General features: G+C 72.1%; 22 protein-coding genes. 16 read left to right on the top strand and 6 right to left on the bottom strand.

What is annotated here, in order from left to right; translation table 11 throughout:
• The first annotated feature begins 11 nt into the window (after window positions 1-11).
• Both ACFQ9V_RS16760 and ACFQ9V_RS16765 read left to right on the top strand, forming a co-directional pair.
• The gene (locus tag ACFQ9V_RS16760; protein WP_382460250.1) at window positions 12-533 is read left to right on the top strand and encodes a hypothetical protein; all 522 of its coding nucleotides are present in this window, start codon (window positions 12-14) and stop codon (window positions 531-533) included.
• A 92-nt stretch (window positions 534-625) separates the two neighbouring features.
• Window positions 626-1,213, top strand: coding sequence for a hypothetical protein (locus ACFQ9V_RS16765; protein ID WP_382460251.1), 588 nt, complete (start codon window positions 626-628; stop codon window positions 1,211-1,213).
• Between the two features lies 1 nt (window position 1,214).
• Here the strand turns inward: ACFQ9V_RS16765 and ACFQ9V_RS16770 are convergent, their stop codons facing one another.
• The 3 genes from ACFQ9V_RS16770 to ACFQ9V_RS16780 form a co-directional block, all read right to left on the bottom strand.
• Window positions 1,215-1,550, bottom strand: coding sequence for a peptidase (locus ACFQ9V_RS16770; RefSeq protein WP_382460252.1), 336 nt, complete (start codon window positions 1,548-1,550; stop codon window positions 1,215-1,217).
• The gene (locus tag ACFQ9V_RS16775) at window positions 1,547-2,761 is read right to left on the bottom strand and encodes an anion permease (protein ID WP_382460253.1); all 1,215 of its coding nucleotides are present in this window, start codon (window positions 2,759-2,761) and stop codon (window positions 1,547-1,549) included. Before ACFQ9V_RS16775 ends, ACFQ9V_RS16770 begins: the two co-directional genes overlap by 4 nt.
• A gap of 143 nt (window positions 2,762-2,904) precedes the next feature.
• Entirely contained in the window at window positions 2,905-5,460 is a 2,556-nt protein-coding gene (locus ACFQ9V_RS16780) for a DEAD/DEAH box helicase (protein ID WP_382460254.1), read from the bottom strand.
• Between the two features lie 68 nt (window positions 5,461-5,528).
• Between ACFQ9V_RS16780 and ACFQ9V_RS16785 the strand changes: the two genes are divergently transcribed.
• The 9 genes from ACFQ9V_RS16785 to ACFQ9V_RS16825 all read left to right on the top strand — a co-directional run bounded on the left by ACFQ9V_RS16785 (window position 5,529) and on the right by ACFQ9V_RS16825 (window position 14,253).
• A complete protein-coding gene (locus tag ACFQ9V_RS16785; RefSeq protein ID WP_382460255.1) occupies window positions 5,529-7,151 on the top strand; it encodes a molybdopterin-dependent oxidoreductase in 1,623 nt (540 codons plus the stop codon).
• A 4-nt stretch (window positions 7,152-7,155) separates the two neighbouring features.
• The gene (locus ACFQ9V_RS16790) at window positions 7,156-8,340 is read left to right on the top strand and encodes a ThiF family adenylyltransferase (RefSeq protein ID WP_382460256.1); all 1,185 of its coding nucleotides are present in this window, start codon (window positions 7,156-7,158) and stop codon (window positions 8,338-8,340) included.
• Between the two features lie 56 nt (window positions 8,341-8,396).
• Window positions 8,397-9,611 (top strand): gephyrin-like molybdotransferase Glp, encoded by a 1,215-nt coding sequence (gene glp, locus ACFQ9V_RS16795; protein ID WP_382460257.1) that lies wholly within the window; start codon window positions 8,397-8,399, stop codon window positions 9,609-9,611.
• Window positions 9,608-10,630: a bifunctional molybdenum cofactor biosynthesis protein MoaC/MoaB gene (gene moaCB, locus ACFQ9V_RS16800; RefSeq protein WP_382460258.1), complete on the top strand. Its 1,023-nt coding sequence runs from the start codon at window positions 9,608-9,610 to the stop codon at window positions 10,628-10,630. The genes glp and moaCB overlap by 4 nt, the downstream gene beginning before the upstream one ends.
• The gene (locus tag ACFQ9V_RS16805; RefSeq protein WP_382460259.1) at window positions 10,627-11,040 is read left to right on the top strand and encodes a molybdenum cofactor biosynthesis protein MoaE; all 414 of its coding nucleotides are present in this window, start codon (window positions 10,627-10,629) and stop codon (window positions 11,038-11,040) included. Before moaCB ends, ACFQ9V_RS16805 begins: the two co-directional genes overlap by 4 nt.
• A gap of 57 nt (window positions 11,041-11,097) precedes the next feature.
• Window positions 11,098-11,502 (top strand): molybdopterin-binding protein, encoded by a 405-nt coding sequence (locus ACFQ9V_RS16810; protein WP_382460260.1) that lies wholly within the window; start codon window positions 11,098-11,100, stop codon window positions 11,500-11,502.
• 71 nt (window positions 11,503-11,573) lie between these two features.
• The gene (gene modA / locus ACFQ9V_RS16815; protein ID WP_382460261.1) at window positions 11,574-12,395 is read left to right on the top strand and encodes a molybdate ABC transporter substrate-binding protein; all 822 of its coding nucleotides are present in this window, start codon (window positions 11,574-11,576) and stop codon (window positions 12,393-12,395) included.
• Window positions 12,392-13,219: an ABC transporter permease gene (locus ACFQ9V_RS16820; protein ID WP_382460262.1), complete on the top strand. Its 828-nt coding sequence runs from the start codon at window positions 12,392-12,394 to the stop codon at window positions 13,217-13,219. The genes modA and ACFQ9V_RS16820 overlap by 4 nt, the downstream gene beginning before the upstream one ends.
• Window positions 13,216-14,253 carry a sulfate/molybdate ABC transporter ATP-binding protein gene (locus ACFQ9V_RS16825; RefSeq protein WP_382460263.1) on the top strand — a complete coding sequence of 346 codons (1,038 nt, stop codon included), beginning with the start codon at window positions 13,216-13,218 and terminating at the stop codon, window positions 14,251-14,253. Before ACFQ9V_RS16820 ends, ACFQ9V_RS16825 begins: the two co-directional genes overlap by 4 nt.
• Here ACFQ9V_RS16825 and ACFQ9V_RS16830 read toward each other — a convergent pair.
• The 3 genes from ACFQ9V_RS16830 to moaA all read right to left on the bottom strand — a co-directional run bounded on the left by ACFQ9V_RS16830 (window position 14,250) and on the right by moaA (window position 16,007).
• Window positions 14,250-14,585 carry a hypothetical protein gene (locus ACFQ9V_RS16830; protein WP_382460264.1) on the bottom strand — a complete coding sequence of 112 codons (336 nt, stop codon included), beginning with the start codon at window positions 14,583-14,585 and terminating at the stop codon, window positions 14,250-14,252. The two genes, ACFQ9V_RS16825 and ACFQ9V_RS16830, sit on opposite strands and share 4 nt — an antisense overlap.
• A gap of 95 nt (window positions 14,586-14,680) precedes the next feature.
• Window positions 14,681-14,932 (bottom strand): MoaD/ThiS family protein, encoded by a 252-nt coding sequence (locus tag ACFQ9V_RS16835; RefSeq protein WP_382460265.1) that lies wholly within the window; start codon window positions 14,930-14,932, stop codon window positions 14,681-14,683.
• Window positions 14,925-16,007, bottom strand: coding sequence for a GTP 3',8-cyclase MoaA (gene moaA, locus ACFQ9V_RS16840; protein ID WP_382460266.1), 1,083 nt, complete (start codon window positions 16,005-16,007; stop codon window positions 14,925-14,927). The genes ACFQ9V_RS16835 and moaA overlap by 8 nt, the downstream gene beginning before the upstream one ends.
• Window positions 16,008-16,068: 61 nt before the next feature.
• On the opposite strand from moaA, the gene ACFQ9V_RS16845 reads away from it, so the two are divergent.
• The 5 genes from ACFQ9V_RS16845 (at window position 16,069) to ACFQ9V_RS16865 (ending at window position 21,429) form a co-directional block, all read left to right on the top strand.
• Window positions 16,069-16,662: a sulfite oxidase-like oxidoreductase gene (locus ACFQ9V_RS16845; protein WP_370056947.1), complete on the top strand. Its 594-nt coding sequence runs from the start codon at window positions 16,069-16,071 to the stop codon at window positions 16,660-16,662.
• A complete protein-coding gene (locus ACFQ9V_RS16850) occupies window positions 16,659-17,411 on the top strand; it encodes a ferredoxin reductase (protein ID WP_382460267.1) in 753 nt (250 codons plus the stop codon). Before ACFQ9V_RS16845 ends, ACFQ9V_RS16850 begins: the two co-directional genes overlap by 4 nt.
• 5 nt (window positions 17,412-17,416) lie before the next feature.
• On the top strand, window positions 17,417-17,671 hold the full coding sequence (locus ACFQ9V_RS16855) for a DUF6510 family protein (protein WP_382460294.1): 255 nt from the start codon (window positions 17,417-17,419) through the stop codon (window positions 17,669-17,671).
• Window positions 17,672-17,714: 43 nt separating this feature from the next.
• Window positions 17,715-19,208 carry an SDR family NAD(P)-dependent oxidoreductase gene (locus ACFQ9V_RS16860; RefSeq protein ID WP_382460268.1) on the top strand — a complete coding sequence of 498 codons (1,494 nt, stop codon included), beginning with the start codon at window positions 17,715-17,717 and terminating at the stop codon, window positions 19,206-19,208.
• Between the two features lie 235 nt (window positions 19,209-19,443).
• A complete protein-coding gene (locus ACFQ9V_RS16865; RefSeq protein WP_382460295.1) occupies window positions 19,444-21,429 on the top strand; it encodes an amino acid transporter in 1,986 nt (661 codons plus the stop codon).
• Window positions 21,430-21,514: the final 85 nt, after the last annotated feature.

The raw sequence follows: 21,514 nt of genomic DNA on the forward strand, positions 1-21,514 counted from the left end.
CTGGCACGACGATGGCAGCGGATGCGTTGACTTGGGTCACGCACACGGTGGACTCCTTCACAATGCTGGGGTCGGCGGGGATCGACACGGAGGTGGTGTCCTCGTTGTCGGACCTTCGCGTGAAGCAGGCGGGCGGGCAGCCGTTGATCTTCACCACGGCGGCTGAGTTGGATTTCCTCGCGCCGTTCGGTTCGGCGATGGGAGGACGCGCGGAACCGAACCCCGAGGCGCTCGTCAACCTGGGTACGGCGGCGGCCATGCCTCTGAAGGGGGTGCTGAACCCGCCGCAATCGATGGGCGGCTCGCAATCGTTCTCCTCCGACGGCGCAATGCTGCCCAGTGGCGAGGTGCTGAAGCAGACCAAAGGCCACAGCACGGTGGGTGAGCACGTCGACGGCCTGAATCCCCTCAACGGGATCGCGCCGGAAGGCTTCGGCTACCTCGACGAGGACACCGAGGCCTTGCGGAACACGGGCTTTACCACCGTTGGCCTGTCCGAGAGCGTCGTCGGTGGGCTGAGGACTACCCGATGAACCGGGGATCGGGTGTCTTCGTACGTCGAATGATGAGAATGTGCGCTGTGGCGGCCGTCGCAGCCGTGACGGTATCGGTTTTAGGAGGGTGTATGTCTGTTCCTGCTGTGAGTGATCCTGCCCCGCAGAGCCCGGGGACGCTGCAGAAGACGATCGATGAACTGCTGACCCAGTGGGCCGACCTCACCGACGCCGCCATCGCCGCTACTGGTGTCACCGACGGTTGGTTCCGCGGCGGACTCCAAAACAACACGCCTTGGGACCCGGCTGCGGAGGATGTAGCTCTGACGCTGTGTGGGACTGTCGGGTCGAAGGACGCTCATCGGATGGACAACGTCGTGTCGCATGACGCGTTCGAGGATGATCCGCATCCGATCGCGGACAAACTCACCGCGCACTGGAAGAGCGAAGGGTTCACGGTTCTGCGGACGGTCGATTGGAAGTCCCCCACCGGTGAGATGGATATCTCGATCCGCGCTACGCGATCCGACGGGGTGTACTACGGACTCGGCGTCACCAGCAAGGTCGTGGCCATCACCGTGGCGTCGGAGTGCTCCACCGATCCCTCCATCGACACCTGGGCCGATGAGAAGTCGCTTCGCGATCCGCATGTGCCGTCGCCATCCCCTTCGCCAGTTGCGGACGCGGTCACCGACGACGATTGGTTCTCGTGGATGTAGCTCAGCCGTGGAAGTACGGGATGATCAGGTAAAGCCCGTACAGCACGGCCGCGCCACACAGCACGAAGCACGCGTAGGCGCCGGCCAGCGCGGCGCGCTTGCGGCCCTCGCTCACCGGCGGGCTCTTGCGCTGGGCCTTCTCGGCCTTCCGCTGGGCCTTGGCGGCCTGCTCCGGGGTGATCACGGTGATGGCGTCGGTGAACTCCGCCGGCTCCACGAACAGCCCGCGCCCGGCGACGGCCAGCAGCCGCGTGCCCAGGGCGTAGAAGCCGACGACCACGCACGCGCCGACCAGCGACGCGACGAACACGGTTAAGAACTGCAGGACGGCGCTCATGCGGGGTTCCTCCCGGTGCGCTCGCGCTTGAGCGGCTTGACCTTTCGGATCTTCACGACCCGGCCGGACTCGGCGACGTCGCTCTGACCCTGCACCGGGCCGGGCTCGACCGCGTCGGCGCTGGACACCTGGTTGCGGCGCGAGCGCCAGAAGATGAACGTGATCACCACGACGGCGATCACCGTGTCGATCAGGATGCCGACCGGGCCGAGCAGGCCGACGAACGCGGCGAGGGCGCCGACGAGGCCGGCCGCCGGGAGGGTCAGCACCCAGCCGGTGGCGATCCGGCCGGCCGTGCCCCAGCGCACCGAGGCGCCGCGGCGGCCGAGGCCGGAGCCGATCACCGAGCCGGAGGCGACCTGGGTCGTGGAGAGCGCGAAGCCGAGGTGGCTGGAGGCCAGGATGGTCGCCGCCGTGCTCGTCTCGGCGGCGAAGCCCTGCGCGGGCTTCACCTCGGTGAGGCCGCGGCCGAGAGTGCGGATGATGCGCCAGCCGCCGGAGTAGGTGCCGACCGCGATGGCGAGCGCGCACGCGACGACGACCCAGAGCGGCGGGCCGCTCCCGGCGGGCAGCAGGTTGGCCGAGATCAGCAGCAGGGTGATGACGCCCATCGTCTTCTGCGCGTCGTTGGTGCCGTGCGACAGGGCGACGAGGGACGAGGAGAAGATCTGGCCGTAGCGGAAGCCGCCGCGGCCGTCCGGACGGCCGTCGTAGCGCCGGGTGATCCAGTACGCGAGCTTGGTCGCCGCCCAGGCGACGACACCGGCGGTGAACGGCGCGATGACCGCGGGGAGGACGACCTTCTGCACGACCACCGGGAAGTTCACGGACGCGAACCCGGCGCCGACGATCGCCGCGCCGATCAGGCCGCCGAACAGGGCGTGGCTGGAGGACGACGGGAGGCCGTAGAGCCAGGTCACCATGTTCCAGACGATCGCGCCGACCAGGCCGGCGAAGATCAGCTCCGGCGAGATCAGGACGCCGCCCGAGCCCTCGTTGATGATGCCGCCCGAGATGGTCTTGGCGACCTCCGTCGAGAGGAACGCGCCGACGAGGTTCAGGACCGCAGCGAGCGCGACCGCCACCTTGGGCCGCATGGCGCCGGTCGCGATCGGCGTCGCCATCGCGTTCGCGGTGTCGTGGAACCCGTTGGTGAAATCGAAGAAGAGGGCCAGCGCGATGACCAGCACGATGATGAGGGTGAGATCCACCGGCTTCTTTCTCGTGTGTCGACGGACGGCCGGCGAGTTCACCGGACGTTCATGCGGAGTGCCTGGCGCCGTTCAGACACCGCTGACATGTTTTCACGGCCGTCTCGGTGCGTCAAACCGCCGACCGGTCGCTACGGCCGGGCCTACAGTCGGTCGACCGCCGTCACCCGGACGACCGCCGCGCCGGTGCGGGCGGAGTCCACCAGCAGCACCTCGGCGGCGATCCCCCAGTCGTGGTCGCCCGCCGGGTCGGCGAGGATCTGCCGCACCCGCCAGACGCCCTCCGCGGCGGCGGGCGTCTCGTCCACGACGATCATGCCCGCGGCCCGCGCCGACGCGTCCGTGAGGATCTCGTCGTGCTCGGCGTAGTAGGCCTCCAGCGCTTCGTCCCACTGCAGTTCGGTGAACGACGGCGTGGTGGCCTCGGCGAGCGCCGCCGCCTCGTTCTCGAGCGCGCCGAGCTCCTGGACCTTGTCGAGCGCGGCAAGCTGCACGCGCCGGAACAGCTCGTTGCGCACGAGCACGAAGAAGGCCCTGCGGTTGGTGGTGACGTTCCGCGGCACTGGCGGCGCGAGCTCACCGCTCTCGGCCGCGTGCCGGGCGGCATCGGGGTGCACGAGCTCCTCCCACTCGTCCAGGAGGCTGGAGTCGACCTGGCGGACCAGCTCGCCGAGCCACTCCACGATGTCGCGCAGCTCCTCGGTGCGCAGGTCGAGCGGCACGGTCTGGCCCAGCGCGCGGTAGGCGTCGGAGAGGTAGCGCAGCACGACGCCCTCCGAGCGGGCGAGCTTGTAGAAGGCGATGAACTCGCCGAAGGTCATCGCGCGCTCGTAGAGGTCGCGGACCACCGACTTGGGGCTCAGCTCGAAGTCGGCCACCCAGGGCTGACTGGAGGCGTAAGTGACGAACGCCTCGTGCAGCAGCTCGTCGTGCGGCTTGGGGTGCGTGACGGTCTCCAGCGCCTCCATGCGCTCGTCGTACTCGATCCCCTCGGCCTTCATCGCGGCGACGGCCTCGCCGCGCGCCTGGAACTGCTGGGCGGAGAGCACCGGCCGCGGGTCGTCGAGCGTGGCCTCCACCACCGAGACGATGTCGAGCGCGTAGGCCGGCGACTCGAGGTCGAAGAGCTCGAACGCGGCGAGCGCGAAGGGCGACAGCGGCTGGTTGAGGGCGAAGTTGGGCTGGAGGTCGACGGTCAGGCGGATCTCGCCGTCCACGACCTCCACGACCCCGGCGGTGAGCAGCGAGCGGTACAGCCCGAGCGCGCGGCGGGCGAGCGCGAGCTGGCGCTTCCACGGCTCGTGGTTGTCGAACACCAGGTCACGGACGTGCCCGAAGACGTCGCCGCCGCGCCCGATCACGTTGATGAGCATGGCGCTCGTGATCTGCATGGAGGACGTGAGCGTCTCCGGGTCTGCCTCCACGAGCTTGCGGAACGACGGCTCCCCCCAGGAGACGAAGCCCTCCGGCGCCTTCTTCCGGACGATCTTGCGGCGCTTCTTCGGGTCGTCGCCGGCCTTCTCCAGGGCCTTGACGTTCTCGCTCTCGTGCTCGGGCGCCTGCACGACGACGGTGCCCGCAGTGTCGTAGCCCGCGCGGCCCGCGCGACCGGCGATCTGGTGGAACTCGCGCGCGTTGAGCTGGCGCAGCCGGGTGCCGTCGAACTTGGTCAGCGCGGTCAGCAGCACCGTACGGATCGGGACGTTGATGCCGACGCCGAGGGTGTCGGTGCCGCAGATCACCCGCAGCATCCCGCGCTGGGCGAGCTGCTCGACCAGCCGGCGGTACTTGGGCAGCATCCCGGCGTGGTGCACGCCGATGCCCTGGCGCAGCAGCCGGGACAGCGTGCGGCCGAAGGAGGTCGTGAACCGGAACTCCCCGATCAGCTCGGCGATCGCGTCGCGCTGCTCCCGGGTCGCGATCTTGGCGCTGGAGAGCGCCTGCGCGCGCTCCAGGGCGGCGAGCTGCGAGAAGTGCACGATGTAGATCGGCGCCTGGCCGGTGTGCAGGAGGTCCTCGACCGTGTCGTGGATGGGCGTCAGCTCGTAGTAGTAGTGCAGCGGCACCGGGCGCTCGACGCCGGTGACCGTGGCGGTCTCCCGGCCGGTGCGGCGGCTGAGGTCGGCGGCGAGCGCCGTCACGTCGCCGAGGGTGGCGGACATGAGCACGAACTGGGCGCGGTTCAGGACGAGCAGCGGCACCTGCCACGCCCAGCCGCGGTCGGGGTCGGCGTAGAAATGGAACTCGTCCATGACGACCTGCCCCACCGGGGTGTCCTCCCCCTGGCGCAGGGCGAGGTTCGCCAGGATCTCGGCGGTGCAGCAGATGATCGGCGCGTCGGCGTTGACCGAGGAGTCGCCGGTCATCATCCCGACGTTCTCGGCGCCGAAGACGTCGACGAGGGCGAAGAACTTCTCAGACACCAGGGCCTTGATGGGGGCGGTGTAGAAGCTGCGCTCGCCGCGGGCCAGCGCCGCGAAGTGGGCGCCGACGGCGACGAGCGACTTCCCGGTGCCGGTGGGCGTCGACAGGATGAGGTTCGAGCCGCCGACGATCTCGATGACCGACTCGTCCTGCGCCGGGTAGAGGGTGATGCCGGTCGACTCCGCCCAGGCGACGAACGCCTCGTAGACGGCGTCCTCGCTCACCGAGGAGGGGCCGGCCCAGCCGGGGAGGTCGTCGACGCGGAGGGAGGCCATAGGGTCCAAGCCTGTCACAGGCCGGGATGCTCGGCATATCCACCGGATCGCGCGCTTATTCTTCGGGTATGGGATCGCCTGTGTCTGCGGGGCCGGCCCGGCCGGAGGGGTCGGGGGCCGAGGGTTCGGGGAGTGCTGGCCCGTCGCCGTCCGCGAAGCCCCGCGCCCCGTTCTGGCCCTCCGCCGCCGTCGGTGTCGCGAGCATCGTGGCCGGGGTCGGCGCCGCCGAGCTGCTGAGCGCGTTCTTCGTGCAGGACGGCAGCCCGATCCTCGTCGTCGGCGCTCTCGTCATCGATCTCACCCCCGCCTGGGTGAAGAACGCCGTGATCGGCGTGTTCGGGACCGGCGACAAAGCGTTCCTCATCTCCTCCCTCGCCGTGGTGCTCCTCATCGGTGGCGCGCTGGCGGGCTGGGTGGAGCTGCGGCGGCCTCCGTTCGGCCGCATCCTGATCGGGATCGGCGGGGCGCTCGGCGTGTTCGCCGCTGTCACGCGGGCGGGATCCTCGATCGTCAACGTCGTGCCGTCCGCGCTCGCGGCGCTGGTCGCCATCCTGATCCTGGGCTGGCTGGCCGACCTGCTGCGCGGCACCCGGCCGACCCGGATCGCCCCGGAGGGCGAGGTCACCCGGCGGCACTTCGTCACGGCGACCACTGCGACCGCGGCCGCCGGGATCGTGGCGACGATCGTGGGTCAGGCCATCGCCACCGGTTACCGCGCCGCCAGCGCTGCGCGGGCCGCCTTCCACCTCCCGAAGCCCGCCGTCACCGCCCCGCCCGTGCCGGCCGCCGCGTCGTTCGACATCGCGGGCCTCGCGCCGATCATCACCCCGAACGCCGACTTCTACCGCATCGACACCGCGCTGCAGATCCCCGGCATCGACCCGTCGGCCTGGCGGCTCCGGATCACCGGGATGGTGGAGAAGGAGGTCGAGCTGACGTTCGCCCAACTGCTCGCCCTGCCGCTGGAGGAGTCCGTCACCACCCTCACCTGCGTCTCCAACGAGGTCGGCGGCAACCTGATCAGCAACGCGAAATGGCTCGGCTATCCCATCCGGCACCTGCTCGCCCGGGCGGGGCCGTCCGCCGACGCCGACATGGTGCTCTCCCGCAGCCAGGACGGCTGGACGGCAGGGACGCCGCTGGAGGCGCTGACCGACGGCCGCAACGCCATCCTGGCGGTCGGGATGAACGGGCAGCCGCTCCCGCTGGAGCACGGCTACCCGGTGCGGATGGTCGTCCCGGGGCTGTACGGCTACGTGTCCGCGACCAAGTGGGTGGTCGAGCTGAACGTCACGCGCTTCGACAAGGCGACCTCGTACTGGACCGACCGCGGCTGGTCGGAGCGCGGCCCGGTCAAGCTGGAGTCGCGCATCGACGTGCCGGCGGACGGGCACCAGGTGAAGGCGGGCACGGTCGCGGTCGCGGGCGTCGCCTGGTCGCAGCACGTCGGCGTGAGCGCCGTGCACGTGCAGATCGACGGCGGCGCCTGGCAGCAGGCCACGCTCGCCGACGCCATCTCGGCGGACACCTGGCGGCAGTGGAAGTACGCGTGGGACGCGACGCCCGGCTCGCACACGATCAAGGTGCGCGCCACCGACGCGCACGGCACCGTGCAGACCTCGAAGGTGCAGGACGTGATCCCGGACGGCGCGACCGGATTGCACAGCATCGGCGTGACCGTGGTTGGCTAGCGCCATGACCTCCCCCGACCGTCCGGCGCCGCTCGTCGCACCCGGCCCCGCGCTGCCCTCGGAGCAGCGCGCGCGCTACGCCAGGACCGTCCAGCTCCCGGGCTTCGGGGAGGTCGCCCAGCGCCGCCTCCGCGCCGCGCGCGTGCTGGTGGTCGGCGCCGGGGGCCTCGGCTCCGCCGTGCTGCCGCTGCTGGCGGGGGCCGGGTTCGGGACGATCGGGATCGTCGACGACGACAGCGTGGAGCTCAGCAACCTCCCGCGCCAGACCATCCACCGCGAGCGCGACCTCGGCAGGCCGAAGACCGCGTCGGCGGCCGACGCGATCCGCGCCATCGACGCGGGCATCTACGTGCGGGTCTTCGCCGAGCGGCTCACGTCGGCGAACGCGCCGGGCATCCTCGACGGCTTCGATCTCGTGCTCGACGGCAGCGACAACTTCCCGACCAGGTACCTCGTGGACGACGCGGCGCTGCTGGCGGGCCTGCCGGTGGTGTGGGGTGCGGTGCACCGGTTCGGCGGGCAGGTCGGGCTGAGCTGGGCGGCTTTCGGCCCGCACTATCGCGACCTGTTCCCCGTGCCTCCCGAGCCCGGCAGCGTGCCGAGCTGCGCGGAGGCGGGCGTGCTCCCCAGCGTGTGCGGCGTCATCGGGTCGCTGATGGCGAGCGAGGCGACCAAGGTCGTGACCGGGGAGGGCGACCTCCTGCTCGGGCGGGTCGTGGTGCACGACGGCCTGCGCGGGACGTTCCGCGAGCTGCCGTACGCCGCCGACCCTGCGGCGGAGCCGGTGACGGAGCTGATCGACTACGAGCTGTTCTGCGGGGTGGCCCCGGTGGAGGATGAGCCGAGCGAGGCTGCGACGGCGGCGGCCACCAGCATCTCCCCCGCCGACCTGGCCGCGCGGCTGGCCGCGGGACAGCCGCACATCCTCCTCGACGTGCGCGAGCCGTGGGAGGCCGACATCGCCGAGCTGCCCGGCTCCCTGCTGGTGCCCCTCGACGTCGTGGTGCGGGACTCGGCGGGCGTGGCCGAACGGCTGGGCGACGACCCGCTCGTGATCATCTGCCACCTCGGCGTCCGGGCGGAGACCGCGCGGAGGCTGCTGGCCGCGGCGGGCGCCCCCGGCGTGGTGCTGGAGGGCGGCCTGGACGCCTGGTCGCGCCAGGTCGACCCGTCGCTGCCGCGCTACTGAGGGCCTCGCCTGGCTGTGCCCTCGCCTGGCCGCACCCCGCGCGGGATACTGAACCCATGACCCCACCGCGCAGCGTCGAGGAGCACGTCGATCACGTCAACCGCCTCCTGGAGCCGCTCTCCGCGCAGCCGGACGTGGAGACCGTCCTGCTCGCCCACGCCGCCGGGCGCGTCGCCGCGGCGGACGTCCGATCGGACGTCGACCTCCCGCTGTTCCGCAACTCGCAGATGGACGGCTACGCGGTGCGCGCCGCCGACGTCGCCCACGTGCCGGTCGCGCTCGAGGTCACCGGGGACGTCCCGGCCGGCCACGAGGTGCCGGTGTCGCTGACCCCTGGCACCGCCATCCGGATCATGACCGGAGCGCCCGTGCCCAGCGGCGCTGACGCGATCGTGCCGGTGGAGGACACCGAGCTCGTCCTCGGAAGGGACGACGACCTGTTCGGCGCCGTGGTCGAGATCCGGCGCTCCCGCAAGCGAGGCGAGTACGTGCGCGAGCGCGGCAGCGACCTGGAGCGCGGCGACGTGCTCGTCACGGCCGGCACCCGGCTGGCCGCGCGGCACCTGGCGGCGCTCGCGGCCGCGGGCGTCAGCTCGGTGGCGGTGCGGGCGCGACTGCGCGTCGCCGTCCTGACCACCGGCTCGGAACTCGCGGCGCCCGGTCGGGGCGTGCGCTTCGGCCAGGTCTTCGACGCGAACGGTGTGGCCCTCGCCGCGCTGGTCGAGGAGTCCGGCGCCGTCGTGTCGCTACGGGCGAGCAGCAGCGACGACCCGGAGGCCTTCGCGCGCGTGTTCGACGCCGCGGTCGCCGCCTCCGACCTGGTCGTCACCTCCGGCGGCATCTCGAAGGGCGCGTACGAGGTGGTGCGGGAGGTGCTGCTGCCGCGGGGCGCGGAGGTCACCACCGTGGCGATGCAGCCGGGCGGCCCGCAGGCGACGGCGGTAGTCGACGGCGTGCCCGTGCTGTGCTTCCCCGGCAACCCGGTGAGCACGCAGGTGTCGTTCGCGGTGTTCCTGCGCGGCCCGCTGCGCGACGCGGCAGGCCTGCCTGCGTTGCCTGTGCGCCGCGTGAGGCTGGCCGAGTCGGTGCGGTCGGTGCCGGGCAAGCGCCAGTTCCTGCGCGGACGGGTCGGCGAGGACGGCGTCGCCCCGGTCTCCGGTCCCAGCTCCCACCTCGTCGCGGCGATGGCCACCGCGGACGTGCTGATCGACCTGCCCGCGGAGGCGGAGGCGGTCGAGTCGGGCGCGGACGTGACAGTCTGGACCCTATGAGCGAGCTCACCCACCTGGACGCCGACGGTCGCGCCCGCATGGTCGACGTCGGCGCGAAACCGGAGACCGACCGGGAGGCCACCGCCCGCGGCCGGCTGGTGACCACGCCCGAGGTGGTGCGCCTGGTCGCGGCGGACGACCTGCCGAAGGCCGACGTGCTCGCGACCGCGCGCATCGCCGGGATCGCGGGAGGCAAGCGCACGAGCGACCTCATCCCGCTCTGCCACCCCCTTCCGCTCAACTCGCTGCGCGTCGACTTCGCGCTCGACGAGGCGGCGGGGTCGATCGCGATCGAGGCGGTCGCACGCACGCACGGACGCACCGGCGTGGAGATGGAGGCGCTGACCGCGGTGGCCGTTGCGGGCCTGACGCTGCACGACATGGTGAAGGCCGTGGACCCGGCGGCGAGTCTGACGGACGTGCGGCTGGTGGCCAAGAGCGGCGGCAAGCGCGGCGAATGGCGCAGGGACGGTGAAGAGAGCCCCACCGCCTCATCGCAGGAACGCACTGCCCCCTCGGCGCCCGCACGCTCCACCGCCGCCGTCGTGATCGTCGCCTCCACCCGCGCCGCCGCGGGCACGGCCGACGACACCACCGGCCCGGTCATCGCGTCCTGGCTCGACAGCCACGGCCTCCACGCCGAGGTGCGCGTCGTGGCGGACGCCGACATCGCGCCCGCGCTGACGGCCGCCGTCGCCGAACGCCCCGCCGTCGTGCTCACCACGGGCGGCACCGGGGTCGCCCCCGGCGACCGCACCCCGGAGGCCACCGCCGCCGTCCTCGACCGGGAGCTGCCAGGGCTCGCCGACGCGCTGCGGGCAAAGGGCGCGACCTCCACCCCACTCGCCGCCCTGAGCCGCGGCCGGGCGGGCGTCGCCGGCCGCACGCTGGTCGTGAACCTCCCCGGGTCCCGCGGAGGCGTCGCGGACGGGCTCGCCGTCCTGGACGACGTCCTGGCGCACCTCCTCGATCAGCTCGGCGGCGACACCGACCGCGGCCACGACGGAGCGCGCCGATGAGCACCGTCTTCGCCGACGTCTCCGACCGGCCGCTCGATCCGACCACGCTGGACGCGTTCGTCTGGCGCCGCGAGGCCGGCGCCGTCGTGTCGTTCCAGGGCATCGTGCGCGACCACGACGGCGGCCGGTCGGTCGTCTCGCTCGACTACCGTGCGCATCCCGAGGCCGCCGAGTTCCTCCGGCGCTGCTGCGAGGAGGTCGCCGAGCGCACCGGGCTGCGCGTCGCCGCCGTTCACAGGGTGGGGTCGCTGACCATCGGCGACCTCGCGCTCATCGCCTCGGTCGCGGCCCCGCACCGCGCGGAGGCATTCGCCGCGTGCGCCGAGCTCGTGGAGCGGATCAAGGCCGAGGTGCCCATCTGGAAGCGCCAGCACTTCGGCGACGGCGCGTCGGAGTGGGTCGGACTCTGAGGCACAGCCTCCACCCGGAGTCGATTTCCACGCTCCTGCCGGTCTAGAGTGGCGTTCGTGCCGCAGATACGGATAAGGGACGCCGCGAGCTTCCTCGGAGTGAGCGACGACACCGTGCGTCGCTGGATCGACGCCGGGGTGCTCGCCAGCGCCAAGGACGAGGGCGGCCGCACGGTCGTCGACGGCCTCGAGCTGGCGCAGCTCGCCAAGCAGAACGCGGTGCTCCCTCCCGACCCGTCCGGGGTCGGCCGGTCGGCGCGCAACCGCTTCGTCGGGATCGTAACGGACATCGTCATGGACAAGGTGATGGCGCAGGTCGAGCTGCAGTGCGGCCCGCACCGCGTCGTGTCGCTGATCAGCAGCGAGGCCGTGCGCGAGCTCGGGCTGGAGCTGGGCTCGGTCGCCGTCGCGGTCGTCAAGGCCACCAACGTGATCGTGGAGACGGCGGGATCGCCGGAATGAGGACCAATCGGGTGAAGACCAATCGGGTGAAGACCAATCGGGTGAAGACCAATCGGGTGAAGAACACTCGAGTGAAGAACACTCGAGTGCAGAGCATCGCGGGCAGGCGCGCCGGGATCGTCGGGGCCGCGCTCGTGGCGGTGCTGCTCGCCGTCGCAGGATGCTCGGCGGACCCGGGGTCGCAGACGCCGACCCAGACGCCGACGAAGCACGCCATCACCGGCACCGTCACCGTCTTCGCCGCGGCCTCCCTCACCAAGACGTTCACCGAACTCGGCAAGGACTTCGAGAAGGCCAACCCGGGCAGCACCGTCAGTTTCAGCTTCGGCGGCTCGTCCGACCTGGTCACCCAGCTCACCGCGGGCGCCCCGGCCGACGTGTTCGCCTCGGCCGACCAGAAGAACATGGACAAGGCCGTCTCCGGCGGCGTCGTCTCCGGCGCCCCCGTCGACTTCGCGACGAACGTGCTCGCGATCGCCGTGCCCCCAGGCAACCCGGCTCACGTAACGGGGTGGGCCGACCTCGCGAAGCCCGGCCTGAAGGTGGTCGTGTGCGCCCCGCAGGTGCCGTGCGGCGCGGCGACGGCGAAGGTGGAGGCCAACACGGGCGTCACGCTCAAGCCGGTCAGCCAGGAGTCGTCGGTGACCGACGTGCTCGGCAAGGTGTCGTCCGGGGAGGCCGACGCCGGCATCGTCTACGTGACGGACGTGAAGGGCGCGGGCAAGAGCGTCGACTCCGTGCCGTTCCCCGAGGCGAAGGACGTGGTCAACACCTACCCGATCGCCGCGGTCAAGCAGGGGCAGAACTTCACCGGGGGCTCGGCCTTCATCGCATACGTGACCGGCCCGGAGGGCAGGAAGGTGCTCGAGGCCGCCGGCTTCGGGAAGCCGTGACGCGGCGCGCGCCCACGAGCGCGCGGACTGGCACGGGCATCCCCGGCTGGGTGCTCGTCGTCGCCGCCGTCGGCGCGCTGTTCGTCCTGCTCCCGATCGTCGCGATGATCACGCGCGTGGACTGGACGCAGTTCGTCGCGCTGATCACCTCGCCCTCCTCCATCGACGCGCTGCTCCTCAGCCTGCGCACCTCGGTCGCGGCCACGATCGGGTGCCTGGTGCTCGGCGTCCCGATGGCGATCGTGCTGGCGCGGGTGCCGTTCCGCGGGCGCGCCCTGGTGCGCGCGATCGTGCTGCTGCCGCTCGTGCTGCCGCCCGTCGTCGGGGGCCTGGCCCTGCTCGCGCTGTACGGCAGGCGCGGGCTGCTGGACGGGGCCATCCCGATCGCGTTCTCGACGCCGGCGGTGGTGATCGCGCAGACGTTCGTGGCTCTGCCGTTCCTGGTGCTGAGCCTGGAGGGCGCGCTGCGGACCACCGGCCAGCGCTACGAGGCCGTCGCGGCCACGCTCGGCGCGCGGCCGTCGAGCGTGCTGTTCCGCGTGACGCTGCCGCTCGTGTTCCCCGCGATCGTCTCCGGCTCGATCCTGTCGTTCGCGCGCGCCCTCGGCGAGTTCGGGGCGACACTGACCTTCGCCGGGAGCCTGCAGGGGACGACGCGCACGCTGCCGCTGGAGATCTACCTGCAGCGCGAGACCGACCCCGACACCGCCGTCGCGCTGTCGCTGGTGCTGATCGCGGTCGCCATCGCCGTCGTCGCGGTGGCGCACGGTGCGGGCGAGCCGCTGCGCCGGAGGCCGCGTCCGGTGCGCGAGGCGGCATCGTGAGCCTCGACTTCGCGGCGACGGTCGCCGAGCGCGACGTCGACGTGGAGCTGCGGCTCGGCACGGGCGAGACGCTGGCGCTGCTCGGGCCGAACGGCGCGGGCAAGTCCACGGTGCTCGGGGTGCTGGCGGGCCTGATCCGGCCGGACATGGGGCGCGCGACGCTCGCGGACGAGACGCTGTTCGACCTCCCCACCGCCTGGCTGCCTCCGCACCGCCGCGGCATCGCGCTGCTCGCCCAGGACGCGTTGCTCTTCCCGCACCTGACCGTGCGCCGGAACGTCGAGTTCGCGTCGCGGTCGGCGGGGGGGTCCCGGCCGGAGGCGCGCGCGAAGGCCGAGGAGTGGCTGGAGCGCACGGGCGTCCGCGCGCTGGCCGATCGCCGGCCCGACGAGCTCTCCGGCGGGCAGGCGCAGCGCGTCGCCATCGCGCGGGCCCTGGCCGCCGAGCCCGACCTGATCCTCCTGGACGAGCCGCTCGCCTCCCTCGACGTGAGCGTGGCGGGCGAGCTGCGCGGGGTGCTGGCCGAGGTGCTCGCCGACCACACCGCGGTCGTCGTGACGCATGACGCGCTCGACGCCTACCTGCTCGCGGACCGCGTGGCGGTGCTCGGCGGCGGCCGGGTGGTCGAGGAAGGCACGGCGCGCGACGTGCTGACGCAGCCGCGGCACCCGTTCACCGCCGAGCTGACCGGGCTCAGCCTCCTCACCGGACGGCGCACGGCGACGGGCCTGGTGACCGACGACGGCCTGGCCCTCGACGGCACGCCGACGACGCCGATCGCGGAGGGCCGGCCGGTGACCGCAGTGGTGCGGCCGTCGACGGTCGCCGTGCGGGTCGGCGCTCCGATGGAGGGCACGGCCGGCATCGCCGCGACCGTCACGGCCCTGGAGCCGCGCGACGACCTAGTGCGGGTCCGGACGGACCGCCTCACCGCGCTGGTCCCTGCTGCAGTGGTCGCGGAGCTCCGGCTCACCGCAGGCGCACGCGTGACCCTGACCGTGCCGCCCGCCGAGGTGCGGATCTCCCCCGCTTAGGAGCCGAGCTTCATCCCCGCGGTGGAGTAGCCGCCGTCGGGGTTCGCCGACGGCCGCGGCTCGTCGAACGCCGGGTTCGGCTTCCCCGGGAGGCTCTGCGGCGCCACCCGCGCCCGCGCGGCTCCGACGATCGCGACGATGCACGCCGCCAGCAGCACGACCCCGGCGACGACCAGCGCCAGCCCGAACACCGCCCCGCGCGTCAGCAGCACGACGCCGAACGGCAGCGTCAGCCACGTCCCGATCGCGGTGAGCACAGCCGCGATCACGAGGGCCGCGAACCTCCCCTGCCGACGCCGAACGGCTTCCAGGTCCCGCAGTTGCACGCTCATGGTGTCCCCCTCGCCGCAGCCTAGCGGAGCGCGTGCCGAAGATTCGGCACGAATGTCGCGTTTGCCGCCGCCATTCGCCACATTCGTGCTGAATGTCAGCCGCCGGCGAACGGGGGCAGCACGTCGACGCGCTCGCCGATCGGCGCGTCCGGGTCGCGCGACACGACGCCGTCGACCAGGAAGGACCCGTTGCGCAGCACCAGCCGCATGGCCTCGCCATAGCGCGCGTCCAGCAGCACGCGCAGGGCGCCGACGGTGGGCGCATCGAGGGAGACCCGCTCCTCCTCGCGTCCGGCGGCCTCCTCGGCGGCCGCGAAGTAGCGGACGAGGATGGCGCGCTCAGCCACCGATCGCCCCCATGCTCCGCACCGGCGGGACGAAGCCCGCTGCGTCCATCCCGTGCCCGGACTGCTTGCCCCACATCGCGCCGCGCCACCAGCGGGCCAGCTCGGCGTCGTCCGCGCCGCCGCGCAGCAGAGGGCGCAGGTCGGTCTCGTCGTCGCCGAACAGGCACGAGCGCACCGTGCCCTCGGCGGTGATCCTGGTGCGGTCGCACGCCGAGCAGAACGAGCGGGTCACCGAGGCGATGATGCCGACCGTGGCGGGGCCGCCGTCGACCAGCCACTCCTCGGCGGGGGACGACGGGTCGTCCGGACGGCCGGACTCCACCAGGTCGAACCGGGTGCGGAGGACGGCGAGCAGCTCCTCGGCGGACACCATGTTGTCGCGCAGCCAGGTGTGGTCGGCGTCGAGCGGCATCTGCTCGATGAAGCGCAGCCGGCAGCCGTGCTCCAGCGCCCAGGCGAGGAGGTCGGGGGCGCCGGCGAGGGTCTGGCGCATCATCACGGCGTTCAGCTTGAGCGGCGTCAGCCCGGCGGCGTGCGCGGCGGCGATCCCGGCGAACACGGCAGGCAGCCGGTCGCGGCGGGTGAGCGCGGCGAAGTGCTCGCGGTCGACGGTGTCCAGCGAGATGTTCACCCGCGTCAGGCCCGCGGCGACGAGCTCGCGCACGCGGTGGTCCAGGCCGATGCCGTTGGTCGTGATGCTGAGGTCGATGCCGGGGGCGGCGGCGGCCGAGAGCCCGATGATCTCCGCGAGGTCGGCGCGCATCAGCGGCTCGCCTCCGGTGAAGCGCACCTCGCGGATGCCGAGGTCGCGCACGCCGATCCGCACCAGCCGGGCGATCTCGGCCGGGGTCAGCAGGTCCTCGCGCGGGATGGCGGGCAGGCCCTCCGCCGGCATGCAGTAGGTGCAGCGCAGCGAGCACTTCTCGGTCACCGAGACGCGCAGATCGCGGGCGATGCGGCCGAACCGGTCCACGAGGCCGGGAACATCCGGGCGGCCGTCGAGGCCGGGCGCGGCAGCACTCGGCTCATCCCGCAGCGACGCGCTGCGCGGGAGTCCGAGATTCACCGCGACCATGTCCTCACCCTAGACCGACCGGCCATAGACCGGCGCACGGCGACGGGAATATGCTCCGCGCATGGGAATCATCTCGTCCGGCTTCCTCGGCCGGCGCAGAACCGAGGACCCGCGCCTCCCACCGGGGCAGTACGTCACGGAGGGCTTCCCCGTCCTGTCCGCCGGGCCCACCCCGCGCGTGGCGAAGGAGGACTGGGCGTTCACGATCACGACCGAGAAGGGCGTCGTGCACCGCTGGAGTTGGGACGAGTTCCTGGCCCTCCCGCAGGCCGACGTCGGCACCGACATCCACTGCGTGACGAGCTGGTCGAAGCTCGGGACCTCGTGGCGCGGCGTCGCGCTCGACACGCTGTTCGAGAACGTCGACACCGACTACGAGTACACGATGGCGCACTCCTACGGCGGCTACACGACGAACGTTCCGCTGAAGGACCTCCTCGACGGCAAGGCCTGGGTGGCGCACACGTTCGACGGCGCCGACCTGCCGCCGGAGCACGGCGGCCCCGCCCGGCTGCTGGTGCCGCACCTGTACTTCTGGAAGAGCGCCAAGTGGGTCAGCGGGCTGGAGATGCTGCCGCAGGACCAGCCCGGCTTCTGGGAGCAGAACGGCTACAACCTGTACGGGGACCCCTGGAAGGAAGAGCGCTACTGGTGAGCACCGCGTGGCGGGTGGCGGAGGTCGTGGCCGCGCACGGGGAGACCGCGACGGCCCGCACGATCCGGCTGCGCATCGCAGGGCTCGCCGGGCACCTCGCGGGTCAGCACGTGGACGTGCGGCTCACCGCGCCGGACGGCTACCAGGCCGTGCGGTCGTACTCGATCGCGTCGGCATCCGGCACGGGCGGCCTGGCGGCGGACGAGCTGGAGCTGACCGTGGAGGAGCTCCCGGACGGCGAGGTGTCGCCCTACCTCGTGCACGGCATCGCGGTCGGCGACCAGTTGGAGGTGCGCGGCCCGGTCGGCGGCTGGTTCGTCTGGCGGGCGGGCGACGACGGGCCGGTGCAGCTGATCGCGGGAGGCTCCGGGGTCGTGCCGCTGATGTCGATGGCCCGCGCGCACGCCGCCGCGGCGAGCGCCGCGCCGTTCCGGCTGCTGTACTCCGCCCGCACGCCGATGTCGGTCTACTACCGCGACGAGCTGATGGCGCTCGGCGAGGCCTCCGCGCCGCTGCACGTCGACTACGTCTACACGCGCGAAGCGCCGACGGGCTGGCCGGTCGCGGCGGGCCGGCTGACCGCGGAGGGGCTCGGCGCGCTCGTGCTGCCGGCCGCGGACGCCCCGCGGTTCTACCTGTGCGGGTCCACCCCGTTCGTCGAGGCCGTCTCGGGCTGGCTGGTCGACGCCGGGCACGACGCGGACCGCATCCGCACCGAGCGCTACGGCGGGATCGGAGGCGCCGCGTGAGCGACATGGACTACCTGGACGGCAACGCCGCGGCAGGACTCCTCTCGGAGGTCTTCGCGGTCGACGTGACCGTGGCGCGCGGCAAGTGCGCGCACTGCGGGGACGTCACGGTGATCGCCAAGGCGCACCTCTGGCCCGACGACCACGGGATGGTGCTGCGCTGCCGGGTCTGCGACGACGTGATCGCGATGGCGACCGAGCGCGACGGCAAGCTGTGCCTCGACCTGCGCGGCCTGGACTGGCTCGAATTGGAGGTGTAGCGCCCCTCAGCGGGCGGTCATCCGCTCCCCATACAATCGTCCGGTGCCAGAATCACCTGCGAGCCTCGACCCCGACGACCTCGCGACCACCCTCCGCGTCCTCGCGCAGCTCCACGAGCTCGACCAGGAGCACCCCGACTTCGTCTCGGTCCGCCGCGCGACCGCGCACATGTTCAAGGCCGTCAAGCAGGCCAGGCGGCGCGAGCTGCGGGAGGCCGAGCTCCTCGCCGACCGCGCCGTGATCGCGGCGACCGCCACCGGCGCGCCCGACCGCATCGACGACGAGACCCGCGGGCGCGACCTGACCTCCCCCACCGCCGGCTCCGCGACCGCCGGCACGCTGATCAACTCGCAGGCCTGCTATATCTGCAAGCAGCACTACACGGACGTGGACTGGTTCTACCACCAGCTCTGCCCGTCCTGCGCCGCCTTCAGCCACGCCAAGCGCACCGCCCGCACCGACCTGACCGGCAAGCGCGCGCTGCTCACCGGAGGCCGCGCCAAGATCGGCATGCACATCGCCCTGCGCCTGCTGCGCGACGGCGCCGACCTCACCATCACCACGCGCTTCCCGCGCGACGCGGTGCGCCGGTTCTCCCAGCTCCCCGACGCGAAGGACTGGCTGCACCGCCTCCGGGTCGTCGGCATCGACCTCCGCGACCCCGCCCAGGTCATCGGCCTCGCCGACTCCGTCGCCGCCCGCGGCCCGCTGCACGTGCTCATCAACAACGCCGCGCAGACCGTGCGCCGCTCCCCCGGCTCGTACTCGCTGCTGGCCGAGGCGGAGTCGCACCCGCTGCCCGACGGCCCGCTGCCCGAGCTGGAGACCTTCGGCCACACCGCCGACCCGCACCCGCAGGCGCTGGAGGCCTCCGTCGCCGCGCACCCGCTGCTGTCGTCGGCGAACGTCCATGGCACCGTCGCCGAGCTGGTGGGCGCTGCCGCCCTCACCGCGAACGACCTCGCGTCGGCCGCGATGGCCGCCGGCTCCTCCTCGCTGGAGCGCCACCACGACGGCACCGCGATCGACGCGGGCGGCCTCGTGCCCGACGTGCAGCGCGTCAACACCTGGACCAGGGCCGTCGGCGGCATCGACCCGCTCGAGCTGCTGGAGGTGCAGCTCTGCAACACGACGGCGCCGTTCATCCTGATCGACCGCCTCCGTCCGTCGCTCGCCGCCGCGGGCCGATCGTACGTGGTGAACGTCTCGGCGATGGAGGGCGTCTTCGGCCGCCGCTACAAGGGCGCAGGCCACCCGCACACCAACATGGCGAAGGCCGCGCTCAACATGCTCACCCGCACGAGCTCGCTGGAGCTGTTCGAGACGGACAACATCCTGATGACGAGTGTCGACACCGGCTGGATCACCGACGAGCGCCCGCACTACACGAAGGTCCGCCTCGCCGAGGAGGGCTTCCACGCCCCGCTCGACCTGGTCGACGGCGCCGCGCGGGTCTACGACCCCGTCGTGCGCGGCGAGTCCGGCGAGGACCTGCACGGGGTGTTCCTGAAGGATTACAGATCGTCCGCGTGGTGAGCCCCGCCGCCTGACTATACTTTTCCAGGCATCGCGGGGAGGCCGGTGAGGACCTTCCCGAAGGTCTTCCGGGCGCGCGCGTGCAGAACGTACAGTGAGCACGAACGCGAACGAAGGGCAGTCGATGTCGAGCACCACCCCGTCCGGTGACAAGGCGCAGGGCACCGGCCCCGGCGCCACGGACGATCCCGCTTCACCGCCCGCCCCGGCCGAGCTCGGCGGAAGCGCGCCGCGGCTGGTCCGGCCGAGCGAACCCATCCCGATCCCCGGGCAGACGCACCCGCTGACGTCGGCGGCGGGCGGCAGCCGGTTCAAGCACTGGCTGCTGCGCGGCATGGTGGACGAGCGCGGCACCCAGCAGGGCCCGCACGGCCAGAACCCGGAGCACCTGCACTCGTGGTGGCGCGTCATGTGCCTCACCGGCCTCGACTACTTCTCCACCCTCGGCTACCAGCCCGCCATCGCGGCCCTCGCGGCCGGGCTGGTCTCCCCGTTCGCGACCCTCGTGCTCGTGGCGCTGACCCTGCTCGGCGCCCTCCCCGTCTACCGCAGGGTCGCGCGCGAGAGCTTCCGCGGCTCCGGCTCGATCGCGATGCTGGAGCGGTTCCTGCCCTGGTGGGCGGGCAAGCTGTTCGTCCTCGTGCTGCTCGGGTTCGCCGCGACGGATTTCATGATCACCATCACGCTCTCCGCCGCCGACGCGACAGCGCACGCGATCGAGAACCCGTTCGCGCCGGCCTGGTTCCACGGCAACAACGTCATCATCACGCTGGTGCTCATCACGCTGCTCGGCGCGGTCTTCCTCAAGGGCTTCCGGGAGGCGATCGGCATCGCCGTCGTGCTCGTCGCCGTCTACCTCGCGCTCAACGTCGTGGTCGTGACGACCTCCATCGTCCAGGTGTTCGAGCACCCCACCGCCATCACCGACTGGTGGGACGCCCTCTTCGTCTCGCACGGCAACCCCCTGCTCATCGTCGGCGTCGCGCTGCTGGTCTTCCCGAAGCTCGCACTGGGCCTCTCCGGCTTCGAGACCGGCGTCGCCGTCATGCCGCAGATCAAGGGCAAGCCGGACGACGACCCGAACTACCCGGCCGGCCGCATCCGCGGCGCGGGGCGCCTGCTGACCACCGCCGCCCTCATCATGAGCGTGTTCCTCATCACGTCGAGCTTCACGACTACGCTGCTCATCCCGCAGAGGGAGTTCCAGGCCGGCGGCGCCGCCAACGGCCGCGCGCTCGCCTACCTGGCGCACGAATACCTGGGCAACGGCTTCGGCACGGTCTACGACATCAGCACCATCCTCATCCTGTGGTTCGCCGGCGCCTCCGCGATGGCCGGCCTGCTCAACCTGGTGCCTCGCTACCTCCCCCGCTACGGGATGGCGCCGCAGTGGGCGCGCGCCGTGCGGCCGCTCGTGCTGGTGTTCACCGCGATCGCCTTCCTGATCACGGTGGTCTTCGACGCGAACGTCGACGCCCAGGGCGGCGCGTACGCCACCGGCGTGCTCGTGCTGATCACCTCCGCGTCGCTCGCCGTGAGCCTGTCCGCCTGGCGCAAGAAGCAGCCGAAGCGCACGGTCGTGTTCGCGATCATCACCGCGATCTTCGTCTACACGACCATCGACAACATCATCGAGCGCCCGGACGGCCTCCGCATCGCGACGCTGTTCATCATCGGCATCCTGATCGTGTCGATCGTGTCGCGCGTCGGGCGGTCGTTCCAGGTGCGGGCGACGAGCGTCACCTTCGACGTGTCGGCGCTCGACTTCATCCTGGAGGACGCCGAGGAGGGCGAGATCCGCATCATCTCGCACGAGCCCGACGTCGACACCACGAAGGAGTACGAGGAGAAGAACAAGGACGAGCGCCGCTTCAGCCACATCCCGCAGCGCTCGCGGACCATCTTCCTGGAGGTCATGAAGTCCGACTCCTCCGACTTCGAGGAGGACCTGGTCGTGCACGGCGTCGTCAAGTACGGCTACCGCGTGCTGCGGGTGAAGAGCGGCAACGTGCCGAACACCATCGCGGCCATCCTGCTGGAGATGCGCGACATCACCGGGGTGGTGCCGACCGTCTATTTCGAGTGGACCGAAGGCAACCCGATCTCGAACATGTTCCGCTACCTCATCACCGGCGTGGGCGAGGTCGCCCCGGTGACCCGTGAGGTGCTGCGCGAGGCGGAGAAGGACGTCAAGCGGAGGCCGGCCGTCCACGTGGCCTGACGCCGGGCCACACTGACGCCGGGCCACAGTGACGCCGGGCCACAAGGCTCTCTCCGTCAGGGCGCCCATGTGGCACCATGTGCGC

Source organism: Leifsonia sp. NPDC056665, from assembly GCF_042791795.1.
GTDB lineage: Bacteria > Actinomycetota > Actinomycetes > Actinomycetales > Microbacteriaceae > Leifsonia.